Origin of the sequence: Hyphomicrobium sp. (genome assembly GCF_019744875.1) — a bacterium.
Lineage (GTDB): Bacteria > Pseudomonadota > Alphaproteobacteria > Rhizobiales > Hyphomicrobiaceae > Hyphomicrobium_C.
The window spans coordinates 412133-436753 of sequence record NZ_JAIETU010000003.1; the positions used below are offsets into that span (position 1 = coordinate 412133).

Annotated in this window: 23 protein-coding genes; 13 read left to right on the forward strand and 10 right to left on the reverse strand. The window is 62.9% G+C overall.

Features of this window, described 5'->3' with window-relative positions; all coding sequences use genetic code 11:
• Position 1: 1 nt before the first annotated feature.
• Positions 2 to 1912, reverse strand: coding sequence for a peptidylprolyl isomerase (locus K2Y42_RS08835; RefSeq protein ID WP_291151195.1), 1911 nt, complete (start codon positions 1910 to 1912; stop codon positions 2 to 4).
• A 260-nt stretch (positions 1913 to 2172) separates the two neighbouring features.
• Between K2Y42_RS08835 and tpiA the strand changes: the two genes are divergently transcribed.
• From tpiA to K2Y42_RS08870, 7 genes are all read left to right on the forward strand, one after another.
• Positions 2173 to 2937: a triose-phosphate isomerase gene (gene tpiA, locus K2Y42_RS08840; protein ID WP_291151197.1), complete on the forward strand. Its 765-nt coding sequence runs from the start codon at positions 2173 to 2175 to the stop codon at positions 2935 to 2937.
• 50 nt (positions 2938 to 2987) lie between these two features.
• Complete coding sequence (locus tag K2Y42_RS08845) at positions 2988 to 3386, forward strand: hypothetical protein (protein ID WP_291151200.1); 399 nt, start codon at positions 2988 to 2990, stop codon at positions 3384 to 3386.
• Between the two features lie 268 nt (positions 3387 to 3654).
• The gene (gene secG, locus K2Y42_RS08850) at positions 3655 to 4020 is read left to right on the forward strand and encodes a preprotein translocase subunit SecG (protein WP_291151203.1); all 366 of its coding nucleotides are present in this window, start codon (positions 3655 to 3657) and stop codon (positions 4018 to 4020) included.
• Between the two features lie 231 nt (positions 4021 to 4251).
• Entirely contained in the window at positions 4252 to 4782 is a 531-nt protein-coding gene (locus K2Y42_RS08855) for a hypothetical protein (protein ID WP_291151206.1), read from the forward strand.
• 91 nt (positions 4783 to 4873) lie between these two features.
• Positions 4874 to 6502, forward strand: a complete 1629-nt coding sequence (locus K2Y42_RS08860; RefSeq protein ID WP_291151207.1) for a CTP synthase — start codon at positions 4874 to 4876, stop codon at positions 6500 to 6502.
• Positions 6503 to 6542: 40 nt separating this feature from the next.
• A complete protein-coding gene (locus tag K2Y42_RS08865) occupies positions 6543 to 7091 on the forward strand; it encodes a DUF3592 domain-containing protein (protein WP_291151209.1) in 549 nt (182 codons plus the stop codon).
• A gap of 324 nt (positions 7092 to 7415) precedes the next feature.
• Positions 7416 to 7733 carry a hypothetical protein gene (locus K2Y42_RS08870; protein WP_291151212.1) on the forward strand — a complete coding sequence of 106 codons (318 nt, stop codon included), beginning with the start codon at positions 7416 to 7418 and terminating at the stop codon, positions 7731 to 7733.
• Between the two features lie 126 nt (positions 7734 to 7859).
• Here K2Y42_RS08870 and K2Y42_RS08875 read toward each other — a convergent pair whose 3' ends face one another.
• From K2Y42_RS08875 to K2Y42_RS08895, 5 genes are all read right to left on the reverse strand, one after another.
• Positions 7860 to 9362 carry a hypothetical protein gene (locus K2Y42_RS08875; protein WP_291151214.1) on the reverse strand — a complete coding sequence of 501 codons (1503 nt, stop codon included), beginning with the start codon at positions 9360 to 9362 and terminating at the stop codon, positions 7860 to 7862.
• A gap of 194 nt (positions 9363 to 9556) precedes the next feature.
• A complete protein-coding gene (locus tag K2Y42_RS08880; RefSeq protein ID WP_291151217.1) occupies positions 9557 to 9982 on the reverse strand; it encodes a hypothetical protein in 426 nt (141 codons plus the stop codon).
• On the reverse strand, positions 9979 to 11184 hold the full coding sequence (locus K2Y42_RS08885) for a ParA family protein (protein WP_291151220.1): 1206 nt from the start codon (positions 11182 to 11184) through the stop codon (positions 9979 to 9981). The genes K2Y42_RS08880 and K2Y42_RS08885 overlap by 4 nt, the downstream gene beginning before the upstream one ends.
• A 287-nt stretch (positions 11185 to 11471) precedes the next feature.
• Entirely contained in the window at positions 11472 to 13484 is a 2013-nt protein-coding gene (locus K2Y42_RS08890; protein ID WP_291151222.1) for a TonB-dependent siderophore receptor, read from the reverse strand.
• Between the two features lie 394 nt (positions 13485 to 13878).
• On the reverse strand, positions 13879 to 14373 hold the full coding sequence (locus K2Y42_RS08895; RefSeq protein ID WP_291151225.1) for a DUF2165 domain-containing protein: 495 nt from the start codon (positions 14371 to 14373) through the stop codon (positions 13879 to 13881).
• Positions 14374 to 14477: 104 nt separating this feature from the next.
• Between K2Y42_RS08895 and K2Y42_RS08900 the strand changes: the two genes are divergently transcribed.
• From K2Y42_RS08900 to folE, 4 genes are all read left to right on the forward strand, one after another.
• Positions 14478 to 15167, forward strand: a complete 690-nt coding sequence (locus tag K2Y42_RS08900) for an RNA polymerase sigma factor (RefSeq protein WP_291151227.1) — start codon at positions 14478 to 14480, stop codon at positions 15165 to 15167.
• Between the two features lie 82 nt (positions 15168 to 15249).
• Complete coding sequence (locus K2Y42_RS08905) at positions 15250 to 15768, forward strand: DUF4142 domain-containing protein (RefSeq protein ID WP_291151442.1); 519 nt, start codon at positions 15250 to 15252, stop codon at positions 15766 to 15768.
• Between the two features lie 10 nt (positions 15769 to 15778).
• Positions 15779 to 16102, forward strand: a complete 324-nt coding sequence (locus tag K2Y42_RS08910) for a plastocyanin/azurin family copper-binding protein (protein ID WP_291151230.1) — start codon at positions 15779 to 15781, stop codon at positions 16100 to 16102.
• On the forward strand, positions 16086 to 16712 hold the full coding sequence (gene folE / locus K2Y42_RS08915; protein WP_291151232.1) for a GTP cyclohydrolase I FolE: 627 nt from the start codon (positions 16086 to 16088) through the stop codon (positions 16710 to 16712). The genes K2Y42_RS08910 and folE overlap by 17 nt, the downstream gene beginning before the upstream one ends.
• 37 nt (positions 16713 to 16749) lie before the next feature.
• Here the strand turns inward: folE and K2Y42_RS08920 are convergent, their stop codons facing one another.
• Positions 16750 to 17730 (reverse strand): ketopantoate reductase family protein, encoded by a 981-nt coding sequence (locus K2Y42_RS08920; protein ID WP_291151235.1) that lies wholly within the window; start codon positions 17728 to 17730, stop codon positions 16750 to 16752.
• Positions 17723 to 18214, reverse strand: coding sequence for a MarR family winged helix-turn-helix transcriptional regulator (locus K2Y42_RS08925; RefSeq protein WP_291151237.1), 492 nt, complete (start codon positions 18212 to 18214; stop codon positions 17723 to 17725). Before K2Y42_RS08925 ends, K2Y42_RS08920 begins: the two co-directional genes overlap by 8 nt.
• A gap of 101 nt (positions 18215 to 18315) precedes the next feature.
• On the opposite strand from K2Y42_RS08925, the gene metB reads away from it, so the two are divergent.
• Both metB and K2Y42_RS08935 read left to right on the forward strand, forming a co-directional pair.
• Positions 18316 to 19512 carry a cystathionine gamma-synthase gene (gene metB / locus K2Y42_RS08930; RefSeq protein ID WP_291151239.1) on the forward strand — a complete coding sequence of 399 codons (1197 nt, stop codon included), beginning with the start codon at positions 18316 to 18318 and terminating at the stop codon, positions 19510 to 19512.
• A 37-nt stretch (positions 19513 to 19549) separates the two neighbouring features.
• Positions 19550 to 19690: a hypothetical protein gene (locus K2Y42_RS08935; protein WP_291151242.1), complete on the forward strand. Its 141-nt coding sequence runs from the start codon at positions 19550 to 19552 to the stop codon at positions 19688 to 19690.
• A gap of 37 nt (positions 19691 to 19727) precedes the next feature.
• On the opposite strand, the gene K2Y42_RS08940 is transcribed toward K2Y42_RS08935, so the two are convergent.
• Both K2Y42_RS08940 and K2Y42_RS08945 read right to left on the reverse strand, forming a co-directional pair.
• On the reverse strand, positions 19728 to 22199 hold the full coding sequence (locus tag K2Y42_RS08940; RefSeq protein ID WP_291151245.1) for an EAL domain-containing protein: 2472 nt from the start codon (positions 22197 to 22199) through the stop codon (positions 19728 to 19730).
• A gap of 145 nt (positions 22200 to 22344) precedes the next feature.
• Positions 22345 to 24600, reverse strand: coding sequence for a M10 family metallopeptidase (locus tag K2Y42_RS08945; protein WP_291151247.1), 2256 nt, complete (start codon positions 24598 to 24600; stop codon positions 22345 to 22347).
• Positions 24601 to 24621: the final 21 nt, after the last annotated feature.

Genomic DNA, 24621 nt, shown 5'->3' on the forward strand with positions numbered 1-24621 from the left:
CTTACTGTCCGGTCTCGGTCTCGACGTTGGCGCCCGTCGCGCGCGCCAGCTCCGCCTCGTTGATCGACACCTTGAGCTTGTTCCGGATCCCCGTGACGTAGGCGATCAGCTCCTCGTTGGCGAGTTGATCGGACAGCTCCTTGTTGAGCGTTGCCGCGTGCTCCTTCGTGACTGCGGGCGCCGCGATGACGTCCTTGACCTGGAACACGATGCGGCTCGCCCGATCGCTGGTCGCGGCATAGCCCGCCCCGCCCTTGGGCAGCGCGAAGGCCTGCTTGACGGCTTCGGTCGTCAGGCCCGGCGGCGACATCTGCCGCTTGATCGGATCGCTGACCTCGGCCTTTCCGCCTGCATCCGCAGCGACGGCCGCGAACGCCTCACCCGACCGGAGGCGCTCGGCGAGCTTGCCCGCAAGCTCGTTCAACAGGCGCGTCTTCTCCTTGTCGAGATAGAGGGCCTTCACGTCGGCTTTGACGTCGGCCAGCAGCTTCTGCTTGGGTTCGGTCACGCCGAGAACGTCGAACCAGGCGAACGCCGAGTTCGGCAGCTCGACGGCGGCCGGCTGCGTGCCGATGCCCGTCGCGAACACCTGCTTCAGCGCGATGGCCGCATCCGGCATGTCGATGGCCGTCTTGCCGTCCGGCGTGAGGTTCTTGGCATCGACGGCCTCGATGTCGAAGAACTTGACCTTCTGCTCCTCGCTGATCTCTTTCAGCGTCTTGCCCGCATTGCGGCCTTCTTCGATGAGATCGAAGCGCTCCTGCAGCAGGCCTTCCGCACGCTGCCCGGCGAGCTTGTCGCGAACCTTCTCGCGGACCTCGTCGAATGTGCTGATCTTGCCTTCTTGAATTTCGATGGCGCGCACGAGCACGGTCGCAAAGCGGCCGTCGATGACTTCGGACAGCTTGTCACGCGGGAGCGCAAACGCGGCCTCCGCGATTTTCTTGTCGATCAGGTCGTCCTTTGCGACCAGGCCGAGGTTGACGTCGCTTTCGGTCGCGCCGTTGGCCTTGGCGACGTCGAGGAAGTTCTTCTTGCCGGCTTCGATATCGGCCCGCGCGGCCTCCGCCGCAGCCTTGTCCTTGAAGGCGATCTGCTGCAGGCGGCGGCGTTCCGGCGTGTCGTAGGTCGCCTTGTTTTCCTGATAGAACGTCTTGAGCTCGTCGTCGGTGAGCGTCACCGTCGACTTGAGCGCTTCGGCCGAAAGCACCAGCATCGCCACCTTGCGATACTCGGGCGTCATGAAGTCGGCCTTGTTGGCTTCATAGGTCTCGGTGATCTTCGCGTCATCCGGATCGGCCACGACGGCCTTCATCGGGTCGATCTGCACGAACTCGATCGTGCGCGTCTCGTCGCGCCACGCGTTGAGATCGTCGATCATCGTCTTCGGCACGGCCACGGAGGAGGCCAGTGCATCCGAGATCTGCCGGCGCACCTCGTCCTCGCGGCGCAAAGCCAGGAAGCCGTGCTCGGTGACGTTCATCTGGCGCAGCAGGCCGTCGAAACCCATGCGCGAGAACTTGCCGTCGGGCCCCGCGAAATCGGGATCCTTGCGCACGCCCTCCGCGAGCACTTCATCTGAGAGCGACAGCCCGAGCAGGTCCGCATGCGATTTCACCGCCGCCTGCGCGATCAACTGATCCAGCGTCTGGCGATCGAAGCGCAGCATCAGCGCCTGCTCGGTGGACAACCGCCCGCCGCCTTCAAGCTGCACCGACTGAATCTGGTTCTGGAAAGCGCGCTGGAAATCCGTGACGGAAATTTCCTCGCTGCCGACGTGCGCGACCGAACCGCGGCCCGCCCCCCGGAACACATCAGAAACGTTCCAGAACACACCAAAGCTCACGATCAGAATCGCGAACAGAATCTTGGCCAGCCAGCCTTGGGCGCCGCGTCGGAGGGCGTCGAGCATCGCGAGTGATCTTCCTGTTAGATACGGCCCGCGCGCGCCCAAATGCCTTGAGCTCGCCGCCACCGCTTGCAGAAAAGGACTATCCCGTCCATGACGGGAGCACGGGCTGATATGAAGCCCAGCGCGCCGCTGAATGCAAGACCGAGCTGGGGGCGGATTTTCGGCGTCGTTGGACGGCGAATCTCCGGACGTAGACGGGCAGTTGGCTGGCGGCAGCCCTCGAACCAGCCGTTGATGAGCCCGTGGGAGACGCGACGCCGATGACCGACGAACCGATCAGGGTCCGCTCCCTGGTAGCCGGAAACTGGAAAATGAACGGCCTCGAGGCGTCCTTGAACGCTGCCGCGGCCGTACGCGACGCCCTCCCGGGGCTTGGCGCGAGCGCCCCCGACGTCATGATCTGCCCTCCGGCAACCCTGCTGACCGCCCTCGCGGCCGTCGCCGCCGGGTCCACCCTGGCCGTCGGTGCTCAGGATTGCCACACCGCGGCCTCGGGCGCCCACACCGGCGACATTTCGGCCGAGATGGTAAAGGACACGGGCGCCAGCGCCGTCATCGTCGGCCATTCGGAACGCCGCGCCGACCACGGCGAGCTGGATCGCATCGTCCGCGACAAGGCCGCGGCCGCGCACCGGGCGGGCCTGACCGCGATCGTCTGCATCGGCGAAACCAAGGGCGAGCGCCTGGCAGGGCTTACGCTGGATGTCGTCCGCCGGCAGCTCCGGGCCTCCATCCCGCCCGCATCCACCGCCGCCAACCTGGTCGTCGCTTACGAGCCCGTCTGGGCCATCGGCACGGGCCTCACGCCGAAACCGGCCGACGTGGCCGAGGTGCACGACACCATTCGCAAGAGCCTCATCGGCCAGCTCGGCGAGACGGCTCACGGCGTGCGAATTCTCTATGGCGGCTCGGTCAAGCCGGACAACGCGCGCGAGCTCCTGTCGCTGCCGCACGTCAATGGCGCGCTCGTCGGCGGCGCGAGCCTCAAGGCCGACGATTTCCTGGCCATCATCCGCGCCGCATAAGTATCATCACCCTGTTGCAGGCGGACGGACGATCCGCAATGAGTGGACGCATGAATCGCAGCTTTGCACCGCTTCTCGCTTTGGTCCTGTCCGCAGCTCCTGCGGCAGCGGCTCCGCTCGATCCTGAGGCCTGCAAGGTCCTGAACACCGAGCACGATGCGATGATCGGCGCCGGCCTCAAAGCCGACATGGACCGCGGTCCGGTCTGGGCAAAAGCAAACCTCCCCGAAGATCGCCTCAAGAAGATCGAGCGCCTGATCTCCGTCGAAGAGCAGCTCAGCTTCCGCTGCGGCCAGCTCGTGACCGCGAGCCCTCAAATAAAAGAGCCGCCCAAGCCCCCCGAGGAAAAGGCCGCCGCCGCGGGTGACAAGCCGGCTGAAGAAGTCTTCAGCGGTCTCGGCTTCGGCGACCTCCCGGCCCCCAAGCGCAAGCCCAAGAAGACCCCCTAGCGTTCGGGCGGCGAGCGTTTCAGCGGTGGAAAACCTGATGCCCGCCGCTCCCTCGTAGCACTCCCGCCGTCGCGAACGGATCGCGAGACCTCTAAGGCCACCGCATGAGATAGGACCACACACACCATGAGATCGTCGGCTGGCTCATCGACATCTCGGTACCCTGCTGCGCAATGCCATCTAGCCGCAGGCCCGCAAGTGGTGTAGAAGCCCGCCAAAATCCCCCCCTTTTTGGCGTCCCGGATCGGGCGCCCGGAGCTTTCGTTCGATGACCACGGTTCTTCTCGTAGTTCACATCATGGTTGCAGCCGCTCTCGTCGCGGTGGTGCTCTGGCAGAAGTCCGAAGGCGGCGCCCTCGGCATCGGCGGCGGCGGTGGCGGCGGCTTCCTGACCGGCCGCGGCACGGCGAACCTGCTCACCCGCACCACGGCCATCCTGGCCGCCTGCTTCTTCCTGACCAGCATCCTCCTGACGCTGATCTCGCAGCACTCCGCTCCGAAGGGTTCGGCCTTCGACGCACCCGCATCCACGATGGTCCCGGCCGATCCGGGCGCACCTGCGGCGCCTGCTGCCCCCGGCGCGGCACCGGCGGCGGACGCTCCGCGCGGCGGCATCCTCGACAAGATCAAGTAGCGCACTGGCAACGCTGGTTCGTAGCGAGACGATCGGGAGGCGAGCCGCACGCGGCTCCCTCCCCTTTTCGTTTGGCGCGTCCGGTTCCTTCGCCCCGCATTTTCCCTCGCGCCGCGTCTTCCCTGGTGATGTGGCCCTCCCGCAACTGGCCACGGACACCTCCTGTTGCTAGCGTCCTCCTCGAGATCGACAGGGTGGGCACAGGCGATGCGCAGACGCGCGACGGCAACATTGGCAGTCTTGAGCGGCATGGGCGGCGCGCTCCTCGTGGCAGGCTGCTCCCAGTCCGGCATCGGCGCCACAGGCATTGGCGCGTTCGCGGGGGTGGGTCCCGTTCCCTATCAGCACGCCAGCGCCTTCATGCCGGTCGGCTTTTCCGAAAGCCTGATCGGCCAGGACCGCTACCGCATCGAGGTCAAGGGCCCGCTCGGTTCGCCGCGTGAACGCATGGAAAAAATCGCCCTTACGCGCGCCGCCGAAATCGGCAAGGACGCAAAGCACAAATACTTCAAGGTCGAAGGCGTGCAGGTCTCGAACTCCTGCAAATCCTACGTCACCGGCGGCAAGCCGGGCAGCATGGGCGCCGGCAAGACCAAGGTCAGCGCGCACACCATCCTGACCGCCGACGTCACGTTCGCCCCGGCGCCCGCCGACCCCTCCTTTGTCGAAACCCGGGGCGCCTTCGAGCGCTATCGCGCCGAGCTGGACCAGGACCAGACCTCATCCCCACCCGTTGATCCGTCCACAGCCCAGTGCGGATAATCCTCGCTCCTCCGGCCCTTCCCACACCGGTCGTGGATGAGACAAGAAATCCTCTTCGAATCACGCCGCTAGCGCTCTACTGTTAAAGCCCATGCAACGGTACATCTTCATCACCGGTGGCGTGGTCTCCTCCCTTGGAAAAGGCCTGACGTCAGCCGCACTCGGCGCGCTTCTGCAAGCGCGTGGGTATTCCGTACGTCTCCGCAAGCTCGACCCGTATCTCAACGTCGATCCCGGAACGATGAGCCCCTATCAGCACGGCGAGGTGTTCGTCACCGACGACGGCGCCGAAACGGACCTCGACCTCGGCCACTACGAACGCTTCACCGGCGTTCCGGCCAAGAAGTCCGACAACATCACCACCGGCCGCATCTACCAGGACATCCTCGCCCGCGAGCGGCGCGGCGACTACCTGGGCGGCACGGTACAGGTGATCCCGCACGTCACCGACGCCATCAAGCAGTTCGTGCTCACCGGCAACGAGGGCATCGACTTCGTGCTGGTCGAGATCGGCGGCACGGTCGGCGACATCGAAGGCCTGCCGTTCTTCGAAGCCATCCGCCAGCTCGGCAACGAGCTTCCGCGCGGCGCGTCCATCTTCGTCCACCTGACGCTCGTGCCCTACATTCCATCCGCCGGCGAGCTCAAGACCAAACCCACGCAGCACTCCGTGAAGGAGCTGCGCTCGATCGGCATCCAGCCCGACATCCTGATGTGCCGCGCCGACCGCGAGGTGCCGAAATCCGAGCGCAAGAAGATCGCGCTGTTCTGCAACGTGCGCGAGGACGCCGTCATCCAGGCGCTCGACGCACCCTCCATCTACGACGTGCCCCTCGCCTACCACCGCGAAGGCCTCGACCAGCAGGTGCTGGAAGCGTTCGGCATCAACGGCGCCCCCACACCCGACCTCACACGCTGGGAAACCATCTCGCGCGCCATCGCGTCCCCGGAAGGCGAAGTCACCATCGCCATCGTCGGCAAGTACACCGGCCTCAAGGACGCCTACAAATCCCTCATCGAAGCGCTGGTGCACGGCGGCATCGCCAACAGGGTGAAGGTCCGCCTCGAATGGATCGAGAGCGAGATCTTCGAGCGCGAGGACCCCGCCCCCTATCTCGAAGGCGTGCACGGCATTCTCGTGCCCGGCGGCTTCGGCGAGCGCGGCTCTGAAGGCAAGATCCTCGCCGTCAAATTCGCGCGCGAACGCAAAGTGCCCTATTTCGGCATTTGCTTCGGCATGCAGATGGCAACCATCGAGGCGGCGCGCAATCTGTGCGGCATCACGCACGCGGGCTCGACCGAGTTCGGCGGCAGCGAGGAGCCCGTCGTCGGCCTCATGACCGAATGGATGCGCGGCAACGAGCTGGAACAGCGCCGCCAGGGTGGCGATCTCGGCGGCACCATGCGGCTCGGTGCCTTCGCGGCGTCGCTCGGCAAGGGCACGCGCATCGCCGATATCTACGGCGCAAACGACATCTCCGAGCGTCACCGCCATCGCTACGAGGTCAACACCGCCTACCGCGAGCGCCTCGAAAAGGCAGGCCTGCGCTTCGCCGGCCTCTCGCCGGACGGCCTGCTGCCCGAGACGGTCGAATATGCGGACCACCCGTGGTTCATCGGCGTGCAGTTCCATCCCGAACTGAAAAGCCGGCCCTTCGACCCGCATCCGCTGTTCAAGAGCTTCATCCACGCAGCCGTGGAGCAGAGCCGCTTGGTCTAGTTAGGCGGCCTGGGTCTCACGGATTGGAACAAGAGACCGCATGAGCTCGGCGTCGAAGATCTTCATCAGCCAGGACAGCTTCGACGCCTGGGCGCACGCCACCAGATCGCGCACCCTTTTCGGCATCGGCGCCTTGATGCTGATGATGGCCTTGGCGTGCTCGGCCGCCATCACGATCATGGGCCCCCGACTGGCGCGTGAAGGAGCCTTGCTCTGGTTCGGAACGAGGACGGACGGCGTCGTGCAGAACGTCAAGATCGTGGAAGTCGGAAGGTTCAAGGGCGGCGACCCCAAATACGAGCTCACCATCGACTATCGATTCACGGCGTCCGATGGCGTCGAGCATCCAGGCTCGACCGTGCGAGGCGACGTGCGCGAACCGCCATCTCTCCAACCTGGCGATCGAGCGGGCGTCTACTATGACACCCGCAACCCCTCGAACTCCGTCGCCGAGCACAACCTCAGAACGGACGTTTACGCGTTGCTCCTGTTCCTGCCGTTTATGGCCGTCGTAGGAATTGCAGCCCCACTTTGGTTTTTGGTTCTTTGCTGGAACTGGCGGCGGAAACGTCGGGCCGCACGACCCTGACGTCCTGCCCGAAGGAACGCAGGAACCGGGTCCACGACCGATTGAACGCCATCCCGTCCACCCTGTCTTCCACACACCCTGGGCAATTCGATAGGCGCGGACACGAGCGCGTGACCTCAATACTGCGACCGATTGCGAGCGCGCGCACGGGCGTAGCATTGCCCCCGTAGAAGCCTCGACGTTCCCACGCGCAGGCCACCCCACGCGCCGCGACCCTCAATTTCGAAGTCGCCCCGCACACGCCCGGCCTGACCTTTTCGGCGGCTCGCGCTCGCTTTCGAACGCACCGCAAAATGGAGAGACAAGCAAACCCGGGAGGTCACAATGACAGTTCGAACGCCTGCCGCGATCCTCGCGTCCCTGGCACTCGCAATGCTCCTTGTCGCAAGCTCGGCCGAGCGCGCCGAAGCCCGGCGCGGATGGGGATGGATCGGCGGGGGCATCGCCGCAGCCGTCATCCTCGGCGGCATCCACCATCACCGGTATCACCGCCGCTACTACCGCTATCCCGCTTATGCCTACGGCGGCGGCTATTACGACGATTACTATTACGCCCCGCGCTACTACTACCCGCGCCGGCATATCCGCTTTTACGGCTATCGCCCCTTCCGCCTCCATCACCGTCACTGGCGCCGCTGGTAGCAGCGATATCACTTGCGAAGCCCAGAGCCACGCCGTGCCATCGGATACGGCGTTGCACGGTCGTGCTTACGCGCCAACTCCTGACGAAGTGGAGGGCATTACAGCGGGCTTGGGAGCGAGCGAGATTTACGCTTGCTGACGCGTTGAATGCTGCTCGATCCAGCGCGCAATACGCTCAACGCAGTCGTCGTCGGTGTAGTAGGCGGCGTGCACAAGGCTCTGGTCGCGTTCGATGTGCTGCAGCAGGTCAGCGACATCCGAAGCGGTGAGCACAAGATTCGAAAACAGGTCCGCAGCCGAACCAAGATGGCTATTGATCCAGCCCGACCTGGCCGCCATGGCGCGCGTCTCCACTGCGGCAGGCAGCGCCTCGAACGTGAACTGCGTGCCCCCGGCGCGCTGCGGCACGGTCGTGACCTCCGGAAGCGGATACCGGTAGCCGTCGAGACCGAGCGCCCACCTTTGCAGCAGCGTCCACGACTGCTTGCGCACGAGATAGGTGACGCACTCGCTCGGAATGATGGGCAAGGCGAGCAGCGAGGTGAACGTAAGCTCGATCGGCTTTGAGAAGTTGGCGACGTGCCGGCCAGACCCGAGCGAAAGGAGCGCGATCAGCAGCACCGCGCCGATAATTGCGAGGCACCCCACGAACACGGTCAGCAAAAGAGACTGCGGCGAAAGCCCGAAATGATACGGAACGGCCAGAATGCACGCGAGGATGAGCACGTAGAAAAACCGGAAAACCCACGTCATCGCGGGCCCCGACGGCGACCTGTCGAGCGCCTGGCGGATCACCAGTGTTTTCGCAGCCTCGTACCTGAGCAGGGCCGCGGCCTTCAGCCTGCCAAGCACGTACGCCGGCAAACTTTCTTTCACGGCCAGCGGGTTCGGCGTGCTGCGGACGTGATGAAGAAGCTGCCAGGCCTCATCGTACCGGCTGTTGATGCCCAACGCGGGAACTGGATCAGCGCTCTTGCGGAATAGATGCGGCATGATCCGCGGCAGCACGATCATCCACACGAAGCAGAACGCAACGGCGATAGCAGCGGCCGCGATGGCGTAGGCGCTGGCAGCATCCGTCCAATGTCCGGCGCGGACGCGTTCCTCGATCATGAGGCCGATCAGCGCCAACGCGGGCAGCAAGCCGGCCGCCGTAATCCAGCCAAGCCGTTTGAAATTGCGTCGCTGGATCGGTCCATAAACGTCGAGGAATGGCGTACCGAGCGTGACGACACTGCGCACCGACTTTTCCGCCGGCGTGCCGCGCAACAGGTACATCGCCTCCGCGATGACGTTGCCGCCGTGGCTATGGCCCACGATATGACAAGCCCAGCCCTTCCGATGAAGCTCGGTGATGTGCTCGCGCAGGTGCTGGATGGCCCAGAAGCGATCGACCCAATGGTTGGCGCCCGTCCAGAAAAAGTACGGGGCCACTTCGTCGCAATGCGCCCAGCAGCGCGGAGCGGCCTCACCGAGCCTGTCATGTAGCCGCTTGATGAAGGGATTGAGGGCGTCCGGCTTCCACCACCGCGCGTCTTCACCGCGAGGCCCCGCGAAGGTGCCGTGCACGAGAACGATGGTTTCCTTCGCAGCGGGGGTTTCCTGCGCAGCGGGCCTGTCGTCGTCCATCGAGCACCCGTCGGCTGTTGGCGTCGCGACCATCGAAACACGCCGCACCCAGCCGCGCCACCCCCTTCGCGCCATCGCCGGAGACCCGCGCGAGCACGCACGTCGCCCGTCGCCGACGCCGAATTGTCATAAATGCGACACGGACTTAGATGGATCGGCGCGCGGCTGCCACCGAGCGCCCAGCGGGCGTAGTATTAGAAAATTCCAGAGACCTTTCCCTTTCTCGACGCGAGGCGTTCGTCATTAAACTGGCGTGTAGCAATCGCTTTCAGCGCCAACGGTTTTGACTTGTACTCGCGTTGGTCTCCGAGAAACGCCTGGGCTAGAAGAATAGCCTCGCGGGCTTTCACAGTTCGATCCGCCCGCACCCTATCAAGAACGGCCGTGAATGCCCCAAATTCACCGCGAGAGCCTTTGAGTTCCTCAAGGTATTTAGAAACCAGCGAACCATCAGGCGTCGGCACAGACTTCCGTTTCGGAACTTTGATTTTTGCAAGCTGTGAACAGAATTGCTCCATCGTCATGTCGTCGAGTGGGCGGAGAGCAGCGTCAAGCGAAGCGAGTTCGTCAGAAGACAAGCCAATGCCGCCGAGCCCTTCGCGCAACGACTTAACGTTCATTGGGAAACCCTAACTTTTGCACCGGGAACGGAAAACATTTCTTCAAGAGACCGTGATGTGCGCCAACGTACGTTCCGCTCGACATGCTGACCTAGATGCCCAAACATCTCTCGCACTTCCCTCGTCGACGCATTGTTGGAAGTCCGGCTATAGACAATCTCGCTCCCGCCAGCTTTTGCCAACTCTTCACGCCGCCAGATCGGACAGCTCTTCAACACCGGCACAAGCTCACCACTCTCCCCAAGCGATCGCTCGAGATCGCCGATAGCTTCCAGTTCCCGATCATTGTATCCCGCCGCGGTCGACACCATCGAAGGCACAATACCGAGAAACTTAAGGCTCGGATTGAGCTTCTGTCTGAATTGCTGGATCGCCATCACGGTGTTGACGGTCGCTCTCTGCGACTGTCCATCCAAAATGGTTGGGACCAGCACATGGGTGCTCGCCACGAGGGCATTGACGACGCCAGTCAACAACCGGGGCGGCGCGTCAATAATTACGAGGTCGAATCCAGTATCAGGATTGTCGAAGCTGAACGGCGCTGATCGGAGGTAGCGACTGAGATTGTACCTAACCTCATTGTCGCGCCCCACAAGCCAGCGGAACATCATCTTCACTTCGGAGCGGCTGTAGTCGTAAAACGCGGGGTAAATCCACATCCCACTGTTGATTGAAAGAAGGCGCTCAGCTTTGCCGCGCACAGCTTCAGGATCGCGTTCCCCTTCGATAAGCATGTAGGAACTGCCGACATAGTCCGCGACGTTCGCGTGGGCCATGACAGTTTCAGAAAGGCTTCCCTGATAGTCGCTGTCGATGAGAAGAACGCGCTTACCAAGCGCAGCAAAATGACCCGCGAGGTTGGCGGAAATCGTCGTCTTTCCCACCCCACCTTTGAAGTTCACAACGCATATCACCGGAATGCTTGAAGCCTGCGCGTTCTGGTGCTCCACCAAATCGACGGTGGACGGTGAGCGAAGCCAAAAATCCTTTGGATCTTTGACAGTGCGTTCGAGATCTTGAAACCGTTCGCGAAGCGATTGAGATTCTTGTTTGAGAGACGCGATCTGAGCTAGATCACCGCCGTTACCGGCGCGCCTCCCTATTTTGTAAAAGGTGTATGCGAACCCACCGACGCCGACGATGGCCGCGACAAACTCTTTGACGTAAGGAAGATTGAGACCGACCTCTAAGAACCCCGCCACACCACCAACTCCCCGCATTACATACAAATGGCAATGGCGAGCACAATGCCCCTGCGCGCTCCGCGTGTACAGCCATCGGAACGTCCGCAACTGGCTGAATCCACAATGCTGCGTGGCACACTCGCCACAAGTCCATTCCCGCCGCTCAGTGACGGCGTGAACGTGCATGCCGAAGGCGTGCGCGCGTCGCGAGCGGCGCACGGACTCTACCTCGACGAACGGGCGCTCTTACGAATGACGGGACTTCACCAGGAGAAGCGTCCGCAGCCCGCAGGCTGCACGCAACCTCACCACTGATACTTGATCGACGTGATCACTGTGCGGCCGTTGCCATACAGGCAGGTCTCACGATTGGTGCATTGCGACACATACTTCTCGTCGAAGATATTCGAGACGTTGAGCTGCAGCTTCGTGCCGGCCATGCGCGGTGACAGCGCCCCGAAATCGTACTGCGCCGCCGCGTCGAAAAGCGTGAAGTCCGGCACCTCCAGAGTGTTGTCCTCGTTGCCCGCGGATTCGCCCACGTAGCGCACGCCGCCGCCGAACCCGAGCCCCGCCAGCGGCCCATCTTCGATGCGATAGAACGCCCAAAGTGCGGCGAGCTGATCTGGGATGTTCAGGGGATGCTTGCCGAGGATTGTCGGGTTGAGGCTTTCGGTAATCTCGGCATCGACGAGCGTATAGGACCCGATCAGGTCAAGCTGATCCGTGAGGCTGACCTTTCCTTCCGCCTCAAACCCTCGCGAGTGGACCTCGCCAATCTGCACGCGAGTGGCCGGCAAGACCGGATCAGCCGTGACAACATTCTGCTGCGTGAGGTCATAAGCGGCGAGCGTAAAGAGCGCCTTGTATCCCGTCGGCTCGTATTTGATGCCGACCTCGTACTGCTCGCCCGTCGTGGGCTCGAAAGCACGCCCTCCTGAGGAGCCCAGCGTCGGCTGGAACGACGTCGAATAGCTGACGTACGGCGCAAATCCACCGTCCAGCAGATAAGTGATGCCGTACCGTTGCGTGAACTCTTCGTCATCCTGGCTGTTGTCGAGCGCCACGCCCAGCAAATCGTCGGTGCTCGTGGAGGCATAGTCCTGGCGCAGACCGAGAGTGAAGACCGCCCGGTCCCACTTCACCTGATCCTGCACATAGATGCCCGTCTGATCGAGCACCTGATCGGTGATTTCAGGTGCGCCCGGCACCAGGATCGAGGTGTCGCCGTAAACGGGATTGAAGATGTCGATGGGCGCGCCAAGCGACAGATTGACGAACGACCGTTCGTTGAGATGCTGATAGTCCACGCCGAACAGCAACGTATGCGCGAGCGGCCCCGTGCGGAACTTCGCCTCTGCATTGGTGTCGACGGAGAACGCGTCGATGTCGGCCGTTTGATCGACGACGAAGCGAAGCATCGTAGTGGGATCGAGCATGCCGTCCGGAAACGGCAGGAACTGGTGCACGGCGCCGTCGGTGTGCATGTAGCGAAGGTTCTGGCGCATCGTCCAGCTGTCGTTGAGGTGGCTCTCGAAAGCGTAGCCGACCGACTGCTGGTCGCGGTTGTTGACGTTGTAGGAGGGCTCGCCAAGGAACCGGTGGCGCGGGATTTCGCCGAACGGGCTTGGCGTGACCGAACCGTAAGACGGAATGTTATTGTAAAGGCCGACGTCGGGATCGTGCTGCAGGTTGGCGAGGAACGTCAATGTCGTACCGGTCACGGGACGCCAGGTGAGTGCCGGCGCGATCCAGTAGCGTTCCTGCTCGTTGAAGTCGACCTGCGAGTCGACGCCGCTCGCGAGCCCGCTCAACCGATAGGACCACCTTTTGTCGGAATCGACGGGGCCGCTGAAATCGAATGCGGCCTGAACGCGGTCGAAGTTTCCAAATGAAAGCTGGATCTCGTGAAAGGGCTCGTCGGTTGGCCGTTTGCTGATGGCGTTGACGATACCGCCCGGCGATGCCGAGCCGTAGAGCATCGAGGCCGGCCCATGCAGAACCTCAAGCCGCTCGAGACCGTAGAGTTCGATCTGCGGTGTCGTGTAGTTGGCGCCACCGAGATACTTGAGACCGTCGAGGTAGCGGTCGAGAACGAAGCCTCTTGAGTAGACGATGTCATAGCCGCCGAACGCCGACCGCGTGCCCGCGGCAACGCCGGACGTGTATTGAAGCGCCTCTTTCACGCTGGTGGCGCTTTGCTGGTCCATCTGATCGCGCGTGACGACCGAGACGGCTTGCGGTGTCTCGATCAAGGGCGTGTCGGACTTCGTCGCCGTGCCGCTGACTTTGGCGACGAACCCCTGCACGGGGCTCACAGCGGTTTCCGGGCGGTCTTGTGCGCGCGCAGCAGGCTCGGGCGCAGGCGCGGCCTGAACCGATGTTTGCTGCTTAGGCTTGGAAGGCGCGGCCTTTTTCTTGGCTGGCGTCTTCGTCGCAGTCGCTTCCACCTCAATCGGGGGAAGCTGCGATGAAGGCTGCGGCTGTTCGCTTGCCGTCTGCGCCAAGGCCGGATGAGCAACAATCGTCGTCGCGAGGCAGAAAGAGCCTCGGAGAAGCCGAGACCGGAAGGCTCTGTTGGACAGCCGCATCGTTTGAACACCCGAGTTGCATCGCGCTCAGCTTGCAAACTCTACTTTGGGCGTCAACAAAATACGTAGGTATTCAACCGGATGGAGCGACCGCGTTGCACTCCAGCTACAGGCAGTCTGCCTACTCCAGCTCCTCGTCACGCATCAAAACAATGATCAGCACCAGCGCAAAGCATGCGGCGAAGCGGAAGGCCGCCGCCTGCGCGTTCCACGTCTGCGATTGCCACATCTTGAACCACTCGCCGCCGACGACGAGGAAGCCGCCGTAGTAGAGCAGGAAACCGAACGTGAGGCCCGCGACCGCCAGCCCCTTGGCCGCGTTGAAGCGCGCCGCCGACGCACCCCTCAGCCTGAACAGCCGCCACGCGCCGGCAAGGCACAGCGCACCGCACGCAAGCTCCGCCGCGATGATCAGCCAGTAAGCGACATGCTGCAGCCAGGGCGCGGTGATCGCCCGCCAGCGCAGCGCGGAATCGGGAAACGTCGTGTCCATCGAGAGCACATGCTCGACGAACCGGAGATTGGTGCCATAGTCGAGAAGGTTGTCGATGCCGACCAGCAGCGCAAAAGCGCCGACCGAAGCGACCAGCAGAACCTTGGACAGTCGGACGATCATGCGAGCCTCGTTTTTAGCGCCAGCGTGCGATGTTCGTTACCCGGGAACCTTTCCAGCCAGCCAGCATCCAATGAAGGCCAGAGTAATCGTCCGGAACCCACCCGATGCACAAGCTAAAACACGATGCGCTTCAAGAGGCACCCGACACGGAACTTGTCGCCCGCGTGCTTGCGCGCGACGAAGCGGCCGTGCGGGCCCTCATCCAGCGGTACAACAGGCGCCTCTATCGCGTGGCGCGCAGTATCTTGGGCGACGACGGCGAGGCCGAGGACGTGCTGCAGGAGGCTTACCTGCGCGCCTTCGCGGCGCTCGGCAGCTTTCGCGCCGAGTCGACGTTGTCGACGTGGCTGACCCGTATCGTACTCAACGAGGCATTCCAGCGCTTGAGGCACCACGTAGACGTGCCGATTTCAGCCATTGGCCGCGAGAGCGGGCCTATGCAGGTAGCGGACATCATTCCGTTTCCGGCTTCGTCCCGCACCGCTTTGGATCCGGAGCGCGCCATGGCGCAATCAGAGCTTTGCCGCATTGTTGAAAGCGCCATCGACGCGCTACCGCGCGACTTCCGCGCCGTGCTCGTGGCACGAATGATCGAAGGGATGAGCGTCGAGGAAACGGCCGCGGCCTTCGATCTCTTGCCTGAAACCGTAAAGACCCGCCTGCACCGCGCACGCAAGCTTCTCAAGGACGCACTCGCGGAACACCTTGGACCGCAGTTCGCCGACGTCTTCCCGTTCGACGGCAAGCGCTGCGAGCGAATTACGGATGCGGTTGTCAGCCGCCTCGGCTTCTAGGCGGGAACCTTCCGCCGAAACGCCCATCCAATGCTCCGTGACTGCAACAGGGCCGCAGGCCCCACGCACGGAGACCAACATGATGAGAAACTCGATGATCGGCATGGTTGCCGGTCTTGTTCTGTCGACGGCAATCGCCATCGCAGCCGACAAGCCATCCGATCCGCAGATCGCCCACATCGCCTATACAGCCGGCGATCTCGATATCAAGGCCGCGAAGCTCGCACTCGAAAAGTCAAAAAACGAGACAGTCCGCGCATTCGCCAACGACATGGTGCGCGACCATCAGGCCGTGAACGACAAAGCGCTGACCCTGGTCAAGAAGCTCGGCGTCACTCCGGTGGACAACGAAACGAGCAAGGCCCTGATTGCGCAAGCCGAAAAAAAGCAGGCCGAACTCGCATCGCTTTCGGGCTCAGCGTTCGAGAAAGCCTACGTCGACAACGAGGTCGCCTATCACAAGATGGTCAACGACGCGCTGAGGACGACACTCATCCCATCGTCCAGCAATGCGGAACTCAAGAGCCTCTTGGAAACCGGCCTGAAGATTTTCGAGGGACACCTCCACCACGCCGAGATGCTGGCGCACACGCATCATTAGTGGGGGTCACATGCGAAAAATATCAGGCGCGACATTCGCCGGGATATTTCAACTGGCGCTGACTTTCCCGTCTCAGGGAGGCGAACCCGTTCGTGTGAAAATCACGAACCTCGCCTTCCTACCTGCGGAAATAACGGTCCAGGCCGGCGAGACGGTCGAATGGGTCAACGAGGATTTCATCGATCACACGGCAACGGAAACATCTGAAGAATGGGACGTCCCCATTCCCGCCGAGAAATCGGCCGAGCTCAAGCTCACGCGGGCAGGGACGTTCTCTTACTACTGTCGCATCCACCCGGGAATGAAGGGGACGGTTCATGTCATCGCCAAATAGCAGACAAGCAGCAGTAAAGTCCCCGCCAGTCGCAGCAAACCTCTCCAAGCCAAATCGGCACGAGGCGGAAGCTGCCGTGCGCACGCTTATCCGATGGGCGGGCGACGATCCCGTACGCCCTGGCTTGCTCGAAACGCCGGCCCGCGTCACGCGGGCATTCGAGGAATACTTCTCGGGATACGCGCTCGATCCCGAGGCCCTCTTGCGCAAGACGTTCGACGAGATCGAGAACTACGACGAGATGGTCATCTTGCGGGCCATTTCCTTTGAAAGTCACTGCGAGCACCACCTGGCGCCAATCATCGGACGCGCGTGGGTCGGCTATATTCCGGATGGCCGCGTTGTCGGCATCAGCAAACTTGCACGGGTCGTCGATGCATTTTCAAAACGCCTGCAGATCCAGGAAAAAATGACGGCGCAGATCGCCAATGCGATCGACGGAGCGCTGCAGCCGAAAGGCGTAGGTGTCGTGATACGGGCGACTCACGAGTGCATGACGACGCGCGGTGTACACAAGCCAGGAACGGAACTCGTAACGAGCAGACTGCTGGGACGCTTCCGCGACGACCCACAGACGCGCCAAGAGTTCCTAAGGCTCGCGGCCCCCTGACCCCACGATACGTCTCGTGCGTGCGCTTCGGACGCTCTTACACCAAACCCGCTTCGTAGCATTGAAGATGCGTATTGGCGATCCTGAGCAGCGGAGTCGCAAGTCCATGGCGGTCGGCCCGGCGCACCATGTCACCCAGAATGTGGTCCGCCTCCGTGTGCCGGCCGCCCCGGACATCGCGGAGCATCGAGGACGTGAGCGACGATTCCCGCTCCGTCAGCGTTCTGCGGTAAGCGACCATCGCCGCCTTGTCGGGCGTGATGCCTTCCGCGCGCGCAACCGCGAGGCATTCGTCGAGAAGCTGAAGGATCAGGCCGCGCCCATCAGCGCAGGCCATGATCGTGCCGATGCTGGCCCGCATCAGGCAGGTCGCGCCCGCAAGCGTGGTGAGGAACACGAACTTGCTCCACAAATCCCGCTGGACGTCAGCGCTCAGCACGGCATCGACCCGCGCCTCGCCGAGCAGCCTGATGAAATCCTCCGCAACCGGATCCGGCTGTCCCGACACCGGCCCGACGGTCGTCGAAAAAAAAGGTGAGAGATGCGCGATCACGCCGTCGTCGCGAAGCGTGAGGGCGCCGTGCACGACCCCGCCCAGCACCACCGTGTGCGGAAACTTACGCGCCAGAATTTCGAGCTGCACGACACCGTTCAGAAGCGAGAGAATACGGGTTGCAGGGCCGACCGCCGGCGCGATCGCCTCGATAGCGCTGTCCAGCGCCGGAGCCTTACACGCGATGACAATGACGTCCGGCGCGAAAGCCGGATCCAGCGCGCTTGTTGCGCGCGCGGGCGTCGAGAAATTGCCGAGCGAACTTTCGACGATCAGCCCGCGCGAGGCCAAGCTGGCCAGCCGTTGCCCGCGCGCGAGAAACACGACATCCGCTCCCGCCGCCAGCAGCTTCGCCCCGATGTAACCGCCAACCGCGCCAGCCCCGAGAATGAGGCACCGCAAAGCGTGTGCACCTGCACGCGCCGGACGCGGCTCGGGATTGGGCTGAGCACGCGTCTCAATCATGGGACCTCCGCACGCGTTGCGCGGAACGGCCGCCACGTCCCGTCCGGCTGCCCGATGCAGCCAACGGCGCATCAAACTGATCGAGAAGTTGTTCCAGCACGGGGCGTATCCCTTTCAGCTCCAGAAGGTGCGCCGATGCGAGCCCGTCCATGAGCCGTTCGGCCTTGGCGGTCGGCAGAACGCAAACCCGCCGCGCATCCTCCCGATCCTTGACCCGGCTGACGAAGCCGTTCGCCTCCAGCCGGTTGACGAGCTCGACTGCGGTATGATGCCGGATCATCAGCCGCTCGGCCACGTCCCCGATCCCGAGATGGTCGCGCGCCCCCATGATGGCGAGCAGCGCCTGATACTGTCTCGGACTGAGCCCTGCCGCATCGGCCGCCTGCTCGCTGAACGCGAAGAAGCGCCGCAGCGCATAGCGAAAGTCCGCCAGGGCTTCGTATTTGGTCTTGGCAAACTTCGATGGCGGCGCGGCGCTCGGCATGATGCCCTCTTGATATATCGTGATACGATATAGTATCCTAACCCACAGATGCTCGCCACTGGCGGCGGCTTCATTTGCGGCTGACGCGGGACGCGACACTTATGACAAACCGAAAAGATCCACAAACGGTGGCGGCGCGAACCGGCATCGCATCCGATACGGCCTTCGGCGCGGTGGTGCCGCCGATCTACCTCTCCACGACCTATTCGTTCGAAGGCTTTGAACGCGCGCGCGCCCACGATTACTCGCGCACCTCGAACCCCACGCGCGCGCTTCTCGCCGAAACGCTGGCGGATCTGGAAGGCGGCCAGGGAGCCGTCGTCGTGTCGTCTGGAATGGCGGCGGTCGACCTGACGTTCAGCCAGCTCAGATCCCACAATCTCCTCATTGCGCCGCACGATTGCTACGGCGGAACACATCGCCTTCTGTCGGCACGCCGCGACCTCAAGCAGTTCGATGTCATGTTCGTCGACATGGGAGATCCCCGCCAATTGGACGCGGCCTTCGCGGCCTCTCCGGCGATGGTGCTGATCGAGACACCCAGCAATCCGTTGATGCGCGTCGTCGACATCCGCGCCATTACCGAGCGCGCCAAGAAGGCCGGCGCAAAGGTCGCGGTGGACAACACGTTTCTCTCACCCGCCCTGCAGCGTCCCCTCGAACTCGGCGCGCACTACGTGATCCATTCGACGACCAAGTACCTCAACGGACACTCGGACGTGGTGGGAGGCGCGGTCGTCTGCGCGGACAAGGCGGATGCTGATACCCTGGCGGCCTGGGCCAACATCGTCGGCGTCACGGGCTCCGCCTTCGATTCCTATCTCACACTTCGCGGCATCCGGACGCTTTTTCCGCGCGTCGCCCAGCAGCAGCAGACGGCGCTCGCCATCGCAAAGCACCTCGAAGGCTCTCCGATGGTCTCCAAGGTCCACTACCCGGGTCTGCCCTCCCATGCCGGCCACGCGATCGCCAAGACTCAGCAGAGCGGCTTCGGCGCAATGCTGAGCTTCGAGCTTACCGGCGGCACGGACGCGGTCCGCCGCTTCGTGGAGGCGGTCCAAGTGTTCACGCTCGCCGAGTCGCTCGGCGGGGTGGAAAGCCTCGTCGCGCATCCCGCCACGATGACGCATGTCGGCATGGACCCCGATGCGCGCCGCGCCGCTGGCATCACCGATGGGCTCCTGCGGATTTCAGTGGGCCTCGAAGCGGAAAGAGACCTGATCGAAGACCTGGAAAGCGCGCTCGACGCGGCGTCCAAAGCGGATGCGGCGAATGCAAAACAGGCGCGCGCCTCATAGCGGGCCGCACACGAACAAAAAAACAGGAGGCGCGGCCATGCTCCATGACCCGCGAAGGCAGGATCTCGAACGGAACGCCGCCCCGCCAAGGGTGGATCCCGTCACGGCGCTCGTTGTCCACGGCGTCCTCATTGCAGGCATTCTCGCCGTGCACTTCGGCGTCGCGCCCTTGTGGTGACGAGCACCGCAACGGCCACGCCCGCCCGCTCCTCTTCTTAAGCGTATTGCTTCCGGGCGCGCGCCGCCGGCGCAGGCGGCTCGACCGGCGCAGCACGCTCTACGTGGTCCGAAAAATACGCACGAAGCTCTGAGGCCGGCTTGGGCTTGCTGTAGAGAAAGCCCTGCATCTCAGTGCAGCCTTCGTGGCGGATCATGTCGAGCTGTTCCTGAGTTTCGACACCCTCAGCCGTAATCGAGAGATCGAGCGCGCGGCCCAATCCGCTGATGGCGCGCACGATGGCCAGACTGCTATCGCCGTCCGCAAGCCCCGAGATGAAGCTCCTGTCGATCTTGATTTTGTCGAACGGGAAGCTGCGCAGATAGCGAAGCGAAGAATACCCCGTGCCGAAATCGTCCATCGCGATCCGCACGCCGAAATCGCTCAGCTTCCGCAGGATCTCCAGCGTTTCTTCGCTGTCGCTGAGCAGCGCGGACTCCGTGATTTCGAGCTCGAGCCGGCCGGGCGCAATTCCCGACGCCGCAACAGCGTTGAAGACCGACTGTACGAGTGTCCGCCCCCTGAACTGCACGGGCGAAAGATTGACCGCCACCCTGATATGGTCCGGCCAGTTCGCCGCATCGGCGCACGCCTGCCGGAGAACCCATTCGCCGATGGGGATGATCAGTCCGCTTTCCTCCGCAACGGGGATGAAATCCGCCGGCGGGACTGTCCCGCGCTCCGGATGGCGCCAGCGCAGAAGCGCTTCGAAACCGGAAATTTCATCGCGCTCAAGATTGACCAGCGGCTGATAGTCGAGCTCAAACTCGCCATTGACCAGCGCCAGCCGCAAGTCGTGCTCGACCCTGCGGCGGTGTCGCGCGTTTGTATTCATCTCTTCTTCGAAGAAACGGTACGTGCCGCGTCCATCGCTCTTCGAGCGGTACAAAGCCAGGTCGGCTTGCGCGACAAGCGCTTCCCCATCGACGTCTCCATTGGAGAACGCGATGCCGACACTCGTTCCGATCGAGCATTCATGCCCTTCGATGTCATAGGGCTGGCGCACGGTTTCGATAATGCGCGCAGCAAGGCTTGCAGGCTCGCTGGCAGGCTCGGTCGTGCAAATCATCACGACGAACTCGTCGCCACCGACCCGCGCAACGATGTCCGACTTCCGCACGCACTCGCGCAACCGCTCCGCGACCGCCTTGAGCAGAGCATCGCCGACGCTATGTCCGAGCGTATCGTTCACGTCCTTGAAGCGGTCGAGATCGAGGAACAGAAGAGCCGTCTTCTCCGTCGCACTCTGGCCATGAAGCGACTGCTGAAGCCGCTCGTGCAGATACGCGCGATTGGGCAAGCCGGTCAGCATGTCGTGACGCGCCATGTGCGCGATCTTCGCTTCCTGCTGGCTGCGTTCGGTCACGTCTTCATGGACGTCGACCCAGCCGCCGCCCGCCATTGGCCCGACGCGCACGAATATTGTCCGCCCGTCCTTGAGATGAAAAGGACCAGTGAACGCCTTGCCGACGCTCAATCGCTTCTTCAGCCCTTCGATCCACTCGTCCGCCTCGGCAGTCACCGGGCCGGCGTCCGCATCGCAGCTCATTTCTGCGTGGTAGCGAATGATATCGCCAAACGGCGTACCCGGCTGGGTGAGCTCTTCCGTCAGGCCATACATGGTCCGGTAGAAATCGTTGCACATGATGAGGCGGTGCTGCCCGTCGAACATGGACAAGCCGACGGGCAGATGGCGCACAGCGGCATCGAAGCGGCTGTTCTGTTCGCGCAACGCGGTCTCACAGCGAATGTTCGCACGCTGGATGACGACCGCCGTGGCCGCGGACAGCAGCACGACGAACGTAATGGCCGCCGTCATCATCGCGAGCAGCGGGCGGTCCAGAGTCGAAGCCTGAAAATCCACGGTTGGATCCGGCAGGATGCTGACCGCACCCATCGATGTAAAATGCATGCTGCAGATGGCGAGCGCCAGGAAGGCAGCCGCGGAAACGATCGCCGCGAGACCCTGCTTGCGATGGAACACATGCAGCGCCGCACACGCCACCGCGATACCGAAGATCCATGAGGCGACGACGAGCGAAGCATCCCACTCGAGCGTACCGGGAGCCTTGAGCGCTGTCATTCCGACGTAGTGCATCGTGCCGATGGCAAGGCCGATCACGACCCCGCCCGCGCGCGGCCACCATTGTCCCCCGCGCCCGGCCAACATGAACCCCGCCGCAGCGAGCGCGACAGCAATCAGAAGTGACGCCAAGGTCGGGTTGAGGTCGAATTCGGTAGGAAATCCGCCGTCGTAGGCAAGCATGGCAACGAAGTGCGTCGCCCAGATCCCCGTTCCGGCGGACACCCCGGTGAGGATCGACCAACTGGTTCTGCGGAGCCCGCGGCTGGTGGTCGCCACGGAGTAAGTCATGAACGTCGTCAGCGCCGTGCTAACGCAAACCACCGCCGCCAGGGCAACAAGCCAATAGTCGTGCTCCGTCGCCAGGCAGGAGAGAACGCGATACATATTTCTCGCTCCAATACTGGATCACGAAGAAAATACACAGCGTTCACGAAAGAACTCTTAAGCGTCGGCGGAAGGCCATACACCGCGCTAATTTCTGCGCCGGCCTAGGAAAATCCGAGGTTGCGCCCTCGGAAATCAGCTCAGATCACAAATAAAACTGTGCCGAAGCAAGGCTCGCGACGTTCTGCAGATAGACGCAGAAGTCGGCAGTCGCGTCGCCGTTGACGTCCGCGCTGAGAAAACCGTTCGAGAAAATCAACTGGCCCGCGACACCCGTGAAGTTCGTGTCGCCGAGATATTTGAAAGCCTGGTTGCCGGCCTGCTTGGTGCTCGCATCCAGAAGCTTGAGATCGATGATATCGACGCTCGCATCGAAATCCGTGATGGTGTCGTACGAAAACGTGTTGCTGTCGTTGAGCACCGAAAAGCGAACGATGTCCGCGCCCGCGCCACACGTGATCACGTCGGCACCCAAGCCGCCGATCAGGATGTCGTTTCCGTCGCCACCCACCAGCACGTCGTTGCCGGCCTTGCCATCGAGAACGTCGTTCCCGGCACCACCTACAATCGTGTTGTTGAGCGCGTTGCCTGTGCCCTTGAAGGCTGCCGCTCCAATGTACGTCACGTTCTCGACGTTGCTTCCGAGCGTGTAGGTCTTGAGAGAGGTCTGCACGGTGTCGATGCCCGCATTGGCCAACTCCGTGACAGAGTCGCCCGCCACATCGACGACATACGTATCGTCGCCCGCGCCGCCGAACATCTTGTCGCTTCCCGCGCCGCCATCGAGCAGATCGTTGCCCGCATTACCGTGCAGCACGTCGTTGCCCGCCAACCCGCGCAGGATATCGCCCAGCGCGCCACCGATCATCGTATTCGCAACCGCGTTGCCGGTGCCGTCGAAGGCGCCGATACCGGTGTAGGTCAGATGCTCGAGATTGGTCCCGAGCTGGAACGTGGACAGGTCCGTCTGGATCGTATCCGTGCCGCCTTTGGCGCCCTCGTTGACGACGTCGGCCGCGTTGTCGACGACATAGGTGTCGTTCCCCAAATCGCCCTGCATCACGTCCGCGCCGCTGCCGCCATCGAGCAGATCGTTGCCCTTGCCGCCGATCAGCGTATCGGCGCCACCCAGGCCGAAAAGTTGATTGCTCGTGCCGCCCGTGATGAAGTTGTCGCTGGCGTTGCCGTAGGCGGTGAAGGCACCTTTTCCGGTATAGGTCAGCGTCTCGACATTGCCGGTGAGCGTGTAGGAGGAAAGCGAAGTCCGAACCGCGTCCGTCCCGCCGTTCGCCGCTTCGGTAACGATGTCCCCCGCGTCGTCCACCGTATAGGTGTCGTTGCCGGATCCGCCAACGAGGAGATCGGCGCCTGTGCCGCCGTCGAGCGTGTCATCGTTGGCGCCACCATAGAGCGTATCCGCGCCCGCGCCGCCGATCAGCGTATCGCTGCCCGCACCGCCCGAAAGCACGTTGTTGAGCGCATTGCCCCTCAATGTGTCGTTCTGTGCCGTGCCGACGGCGTTCTCGATCCAGGCGCTGAACGCAATCGAGATGTTCGACGTCATCATGTCCGAGTTCGAGAACGCACCCGGATTGAGATCGATGACGCACGCATAGCTCGATCCGGACAGATCGATCGTATCGTTGCCGGAGCTGTCGAAGAGGCACACGATCGGGTGCGGATTGAGCGTGAAATCGAACACGGAAGTCCCCGCGTTCGAGTTGTATCCGTATGTCGTGTCGCCGGTCCGCGTCGTGGTGTCCACGCCGTACATGCTCTGCAGCGCCATGATGTCGAGCACCATCGGCGTCTGCGCGAAGTAGCGCTTGCCGTCGCTCGCGACCCAGTCGGCGCCGGTCTTGTCCGCGCCGAAATACGACATCACGGTGTACTGATGGGAATCCTGCCGGAAGAGCGCGTTCTTTTCGTAAGTCGGCGCCCCGCCGTTGTAGTTGCCGGGATGATTGAGCCCCAGCGCATGCCCCGCCTCATGCACGAAAGTTTGAAATCCATACTCGCCGACTTTCGGATCGACGACGTTATTCTGGCCCGAATTGGCGCCGTAGTTCGAATTGAACCAGACCGATCCCGCCGTCGTCGACTGACCGGGGAAATAGGCGTGCGCGTACTGGATGTTCGTCGTCGTATTGGCGAACTTGATGTTGGCCGAATTGCCTGCAGCCAGGTTGAAGTTCGGCGCGATGAGGCTGTCCCACAGCTCCATGGTCAGCGTTGCGGCGGCCTGCTGAGCAGCATTCAACTGCGAAAACCCGGCAGCTTCGCCCCCGGGAAAACCGCTGGCGCTGGTCGGAAAGCTGTAGGTGAGCGAGCCGCCGGACCAGTGAACGCCCGAATCGAGCTGTTTCACGATCTTTTCGTTCGACCAAACCGCCTTTGCCATCGCCGCCCCCACGCCGCACGC

Coding starts and splice junctions, on each gene's coding strand:
- K2Y42_RS08845 (WP_291151200.1), top strand. CDS start 2,988: ATGAATCGCAGCTTTGCACCGCTTCTCGCTTTGGTCCTGTCCGCAGCT.
- K2Y42_RS08875 (WP_291151214.1), bottom strand. CDS start 9,362: ATGGACGACGACAGGCCCGCTGCGCAGGAAACCCCCGCTGCGAAGGAA.
- K2Y42_RS08925 (WP_291151237.1), bottom strand. CDS start 18,214: ATGCCGAGCGCCGCGCCGCCATCGAAGTTTGCCAAGACCAAATACGAA.
- metB (WP_291151239.1), top strand. CDS start 18,316: ATGACAAACCGAAAAGATCCACAAACGGTGGCGGCGCGAACCGGCATC.
- tpiA (WP_291151197.1), top strand. CDS start 2,173: ATGACCGACGAACCGATCAGGGTCCGCTCCCTGGTAGCCGGAAACTGG.
- K2Y42_RS08835 (WP_291151195.1), bottom strand. CDS start 1,912: ATGCTCGACGCCCTCCGACGCGGCGCCCAAGGCTGGCTGGCCAAGATT.
- K2Y42_RS08935 (WP_291151242.1), top strand. CDS start 19,550: ATGCTCCATGACCCGCGAAGGCAGGATCTCGAACGGAACGCCGCCCCG.
- K2Y42_RS08870 (WP_291151212.1), top strand. CDS start 7,416: ATGACAGTTCGAACGCCTGCCGCGATCCTCGCGTCCCTGGCACTCGCA.
- K2Y42_RS08865 (WP_291151209.1), top strand. CDS start 6,543: ATGAGCTCGGCGTCGAAGATCTTCATCAGCCAGGACAGCTTCGACGCC.
- K2Y42_RS08860 (WP_291151207.1), top strand. CDS start 4,874: ATGCAACGGTACATCTTCATCACCGGTGGCGTGGTCTCCTCCCTTGGA.
- K2Y42_RS08910 (WP_291151230.1), top strand. CDS start 15,779: ATGCGAAAAATATCAGGCGCGACATTCGCCGGGATATTTCAACTGGCG.
- folE (WP_291151232.1), top strand. CDS start 16,086: ATGTCATCGCCAAATAGCAGACAAGCAGCAGTAAAGTCCCCGCCAGTC.
- K2Y42_RS08905 (WP_291151442.1), top strand. CDS start 15,250: ATGAGAAACTCGATGATCGGCATGGTTGCCGGTCTTGTTCTGTCGACG.
- K2Y42_RS08920 (WP_291151235.1), bottom strand. CDS start 17,730: ATGATTGAGACGCGTGCTCAGCCCAATCCCGAGCCGCGTCCGGCGCGT.
- secG (WP_291151203.1), top strand. CDS start 3,655: ATGACCACGGTTCTTCTCGTAGTTCACATCATGGTTGCAGCCGCTCTC.
- K2Y42_RS08940 (WP_291151245.1), bottom strand. CDS start 22,199: ATGTATCGCGTTCTCTCCTGCCTGGCGACGGAGCACGACTATTGGCTT.
- K2Y42_RS08880 (WP_291151217.1), bottom strand. CDS start 9,982: ATGAACGTTAAGTCGTTGCGCGAAGGGCTCGGCGGCATTGGCTTGTCT.
- K2Y42_RS08900 (WP_291151227.1), top strand. CDS start 14,478: ATGCACAAGCTAAAACACGATGCGCTTCAAGAGGCACCCGACACGGAA.
- K2Y42_RS08895 (WP_291151225.1), bottom strand. CDS start 14,373: ATGATCGTCCGACTGTCCAAGGTTCTGCTGGTCGCTTCGGTCGGCGCT.
- K2Y42_RS08945 (WP_291151247.1), bottom strand. CDS start 24,600: ATGGCAAAGGCGGTTTGGTCGAACGAAAAGATCGTGAAACAGCTCGAT.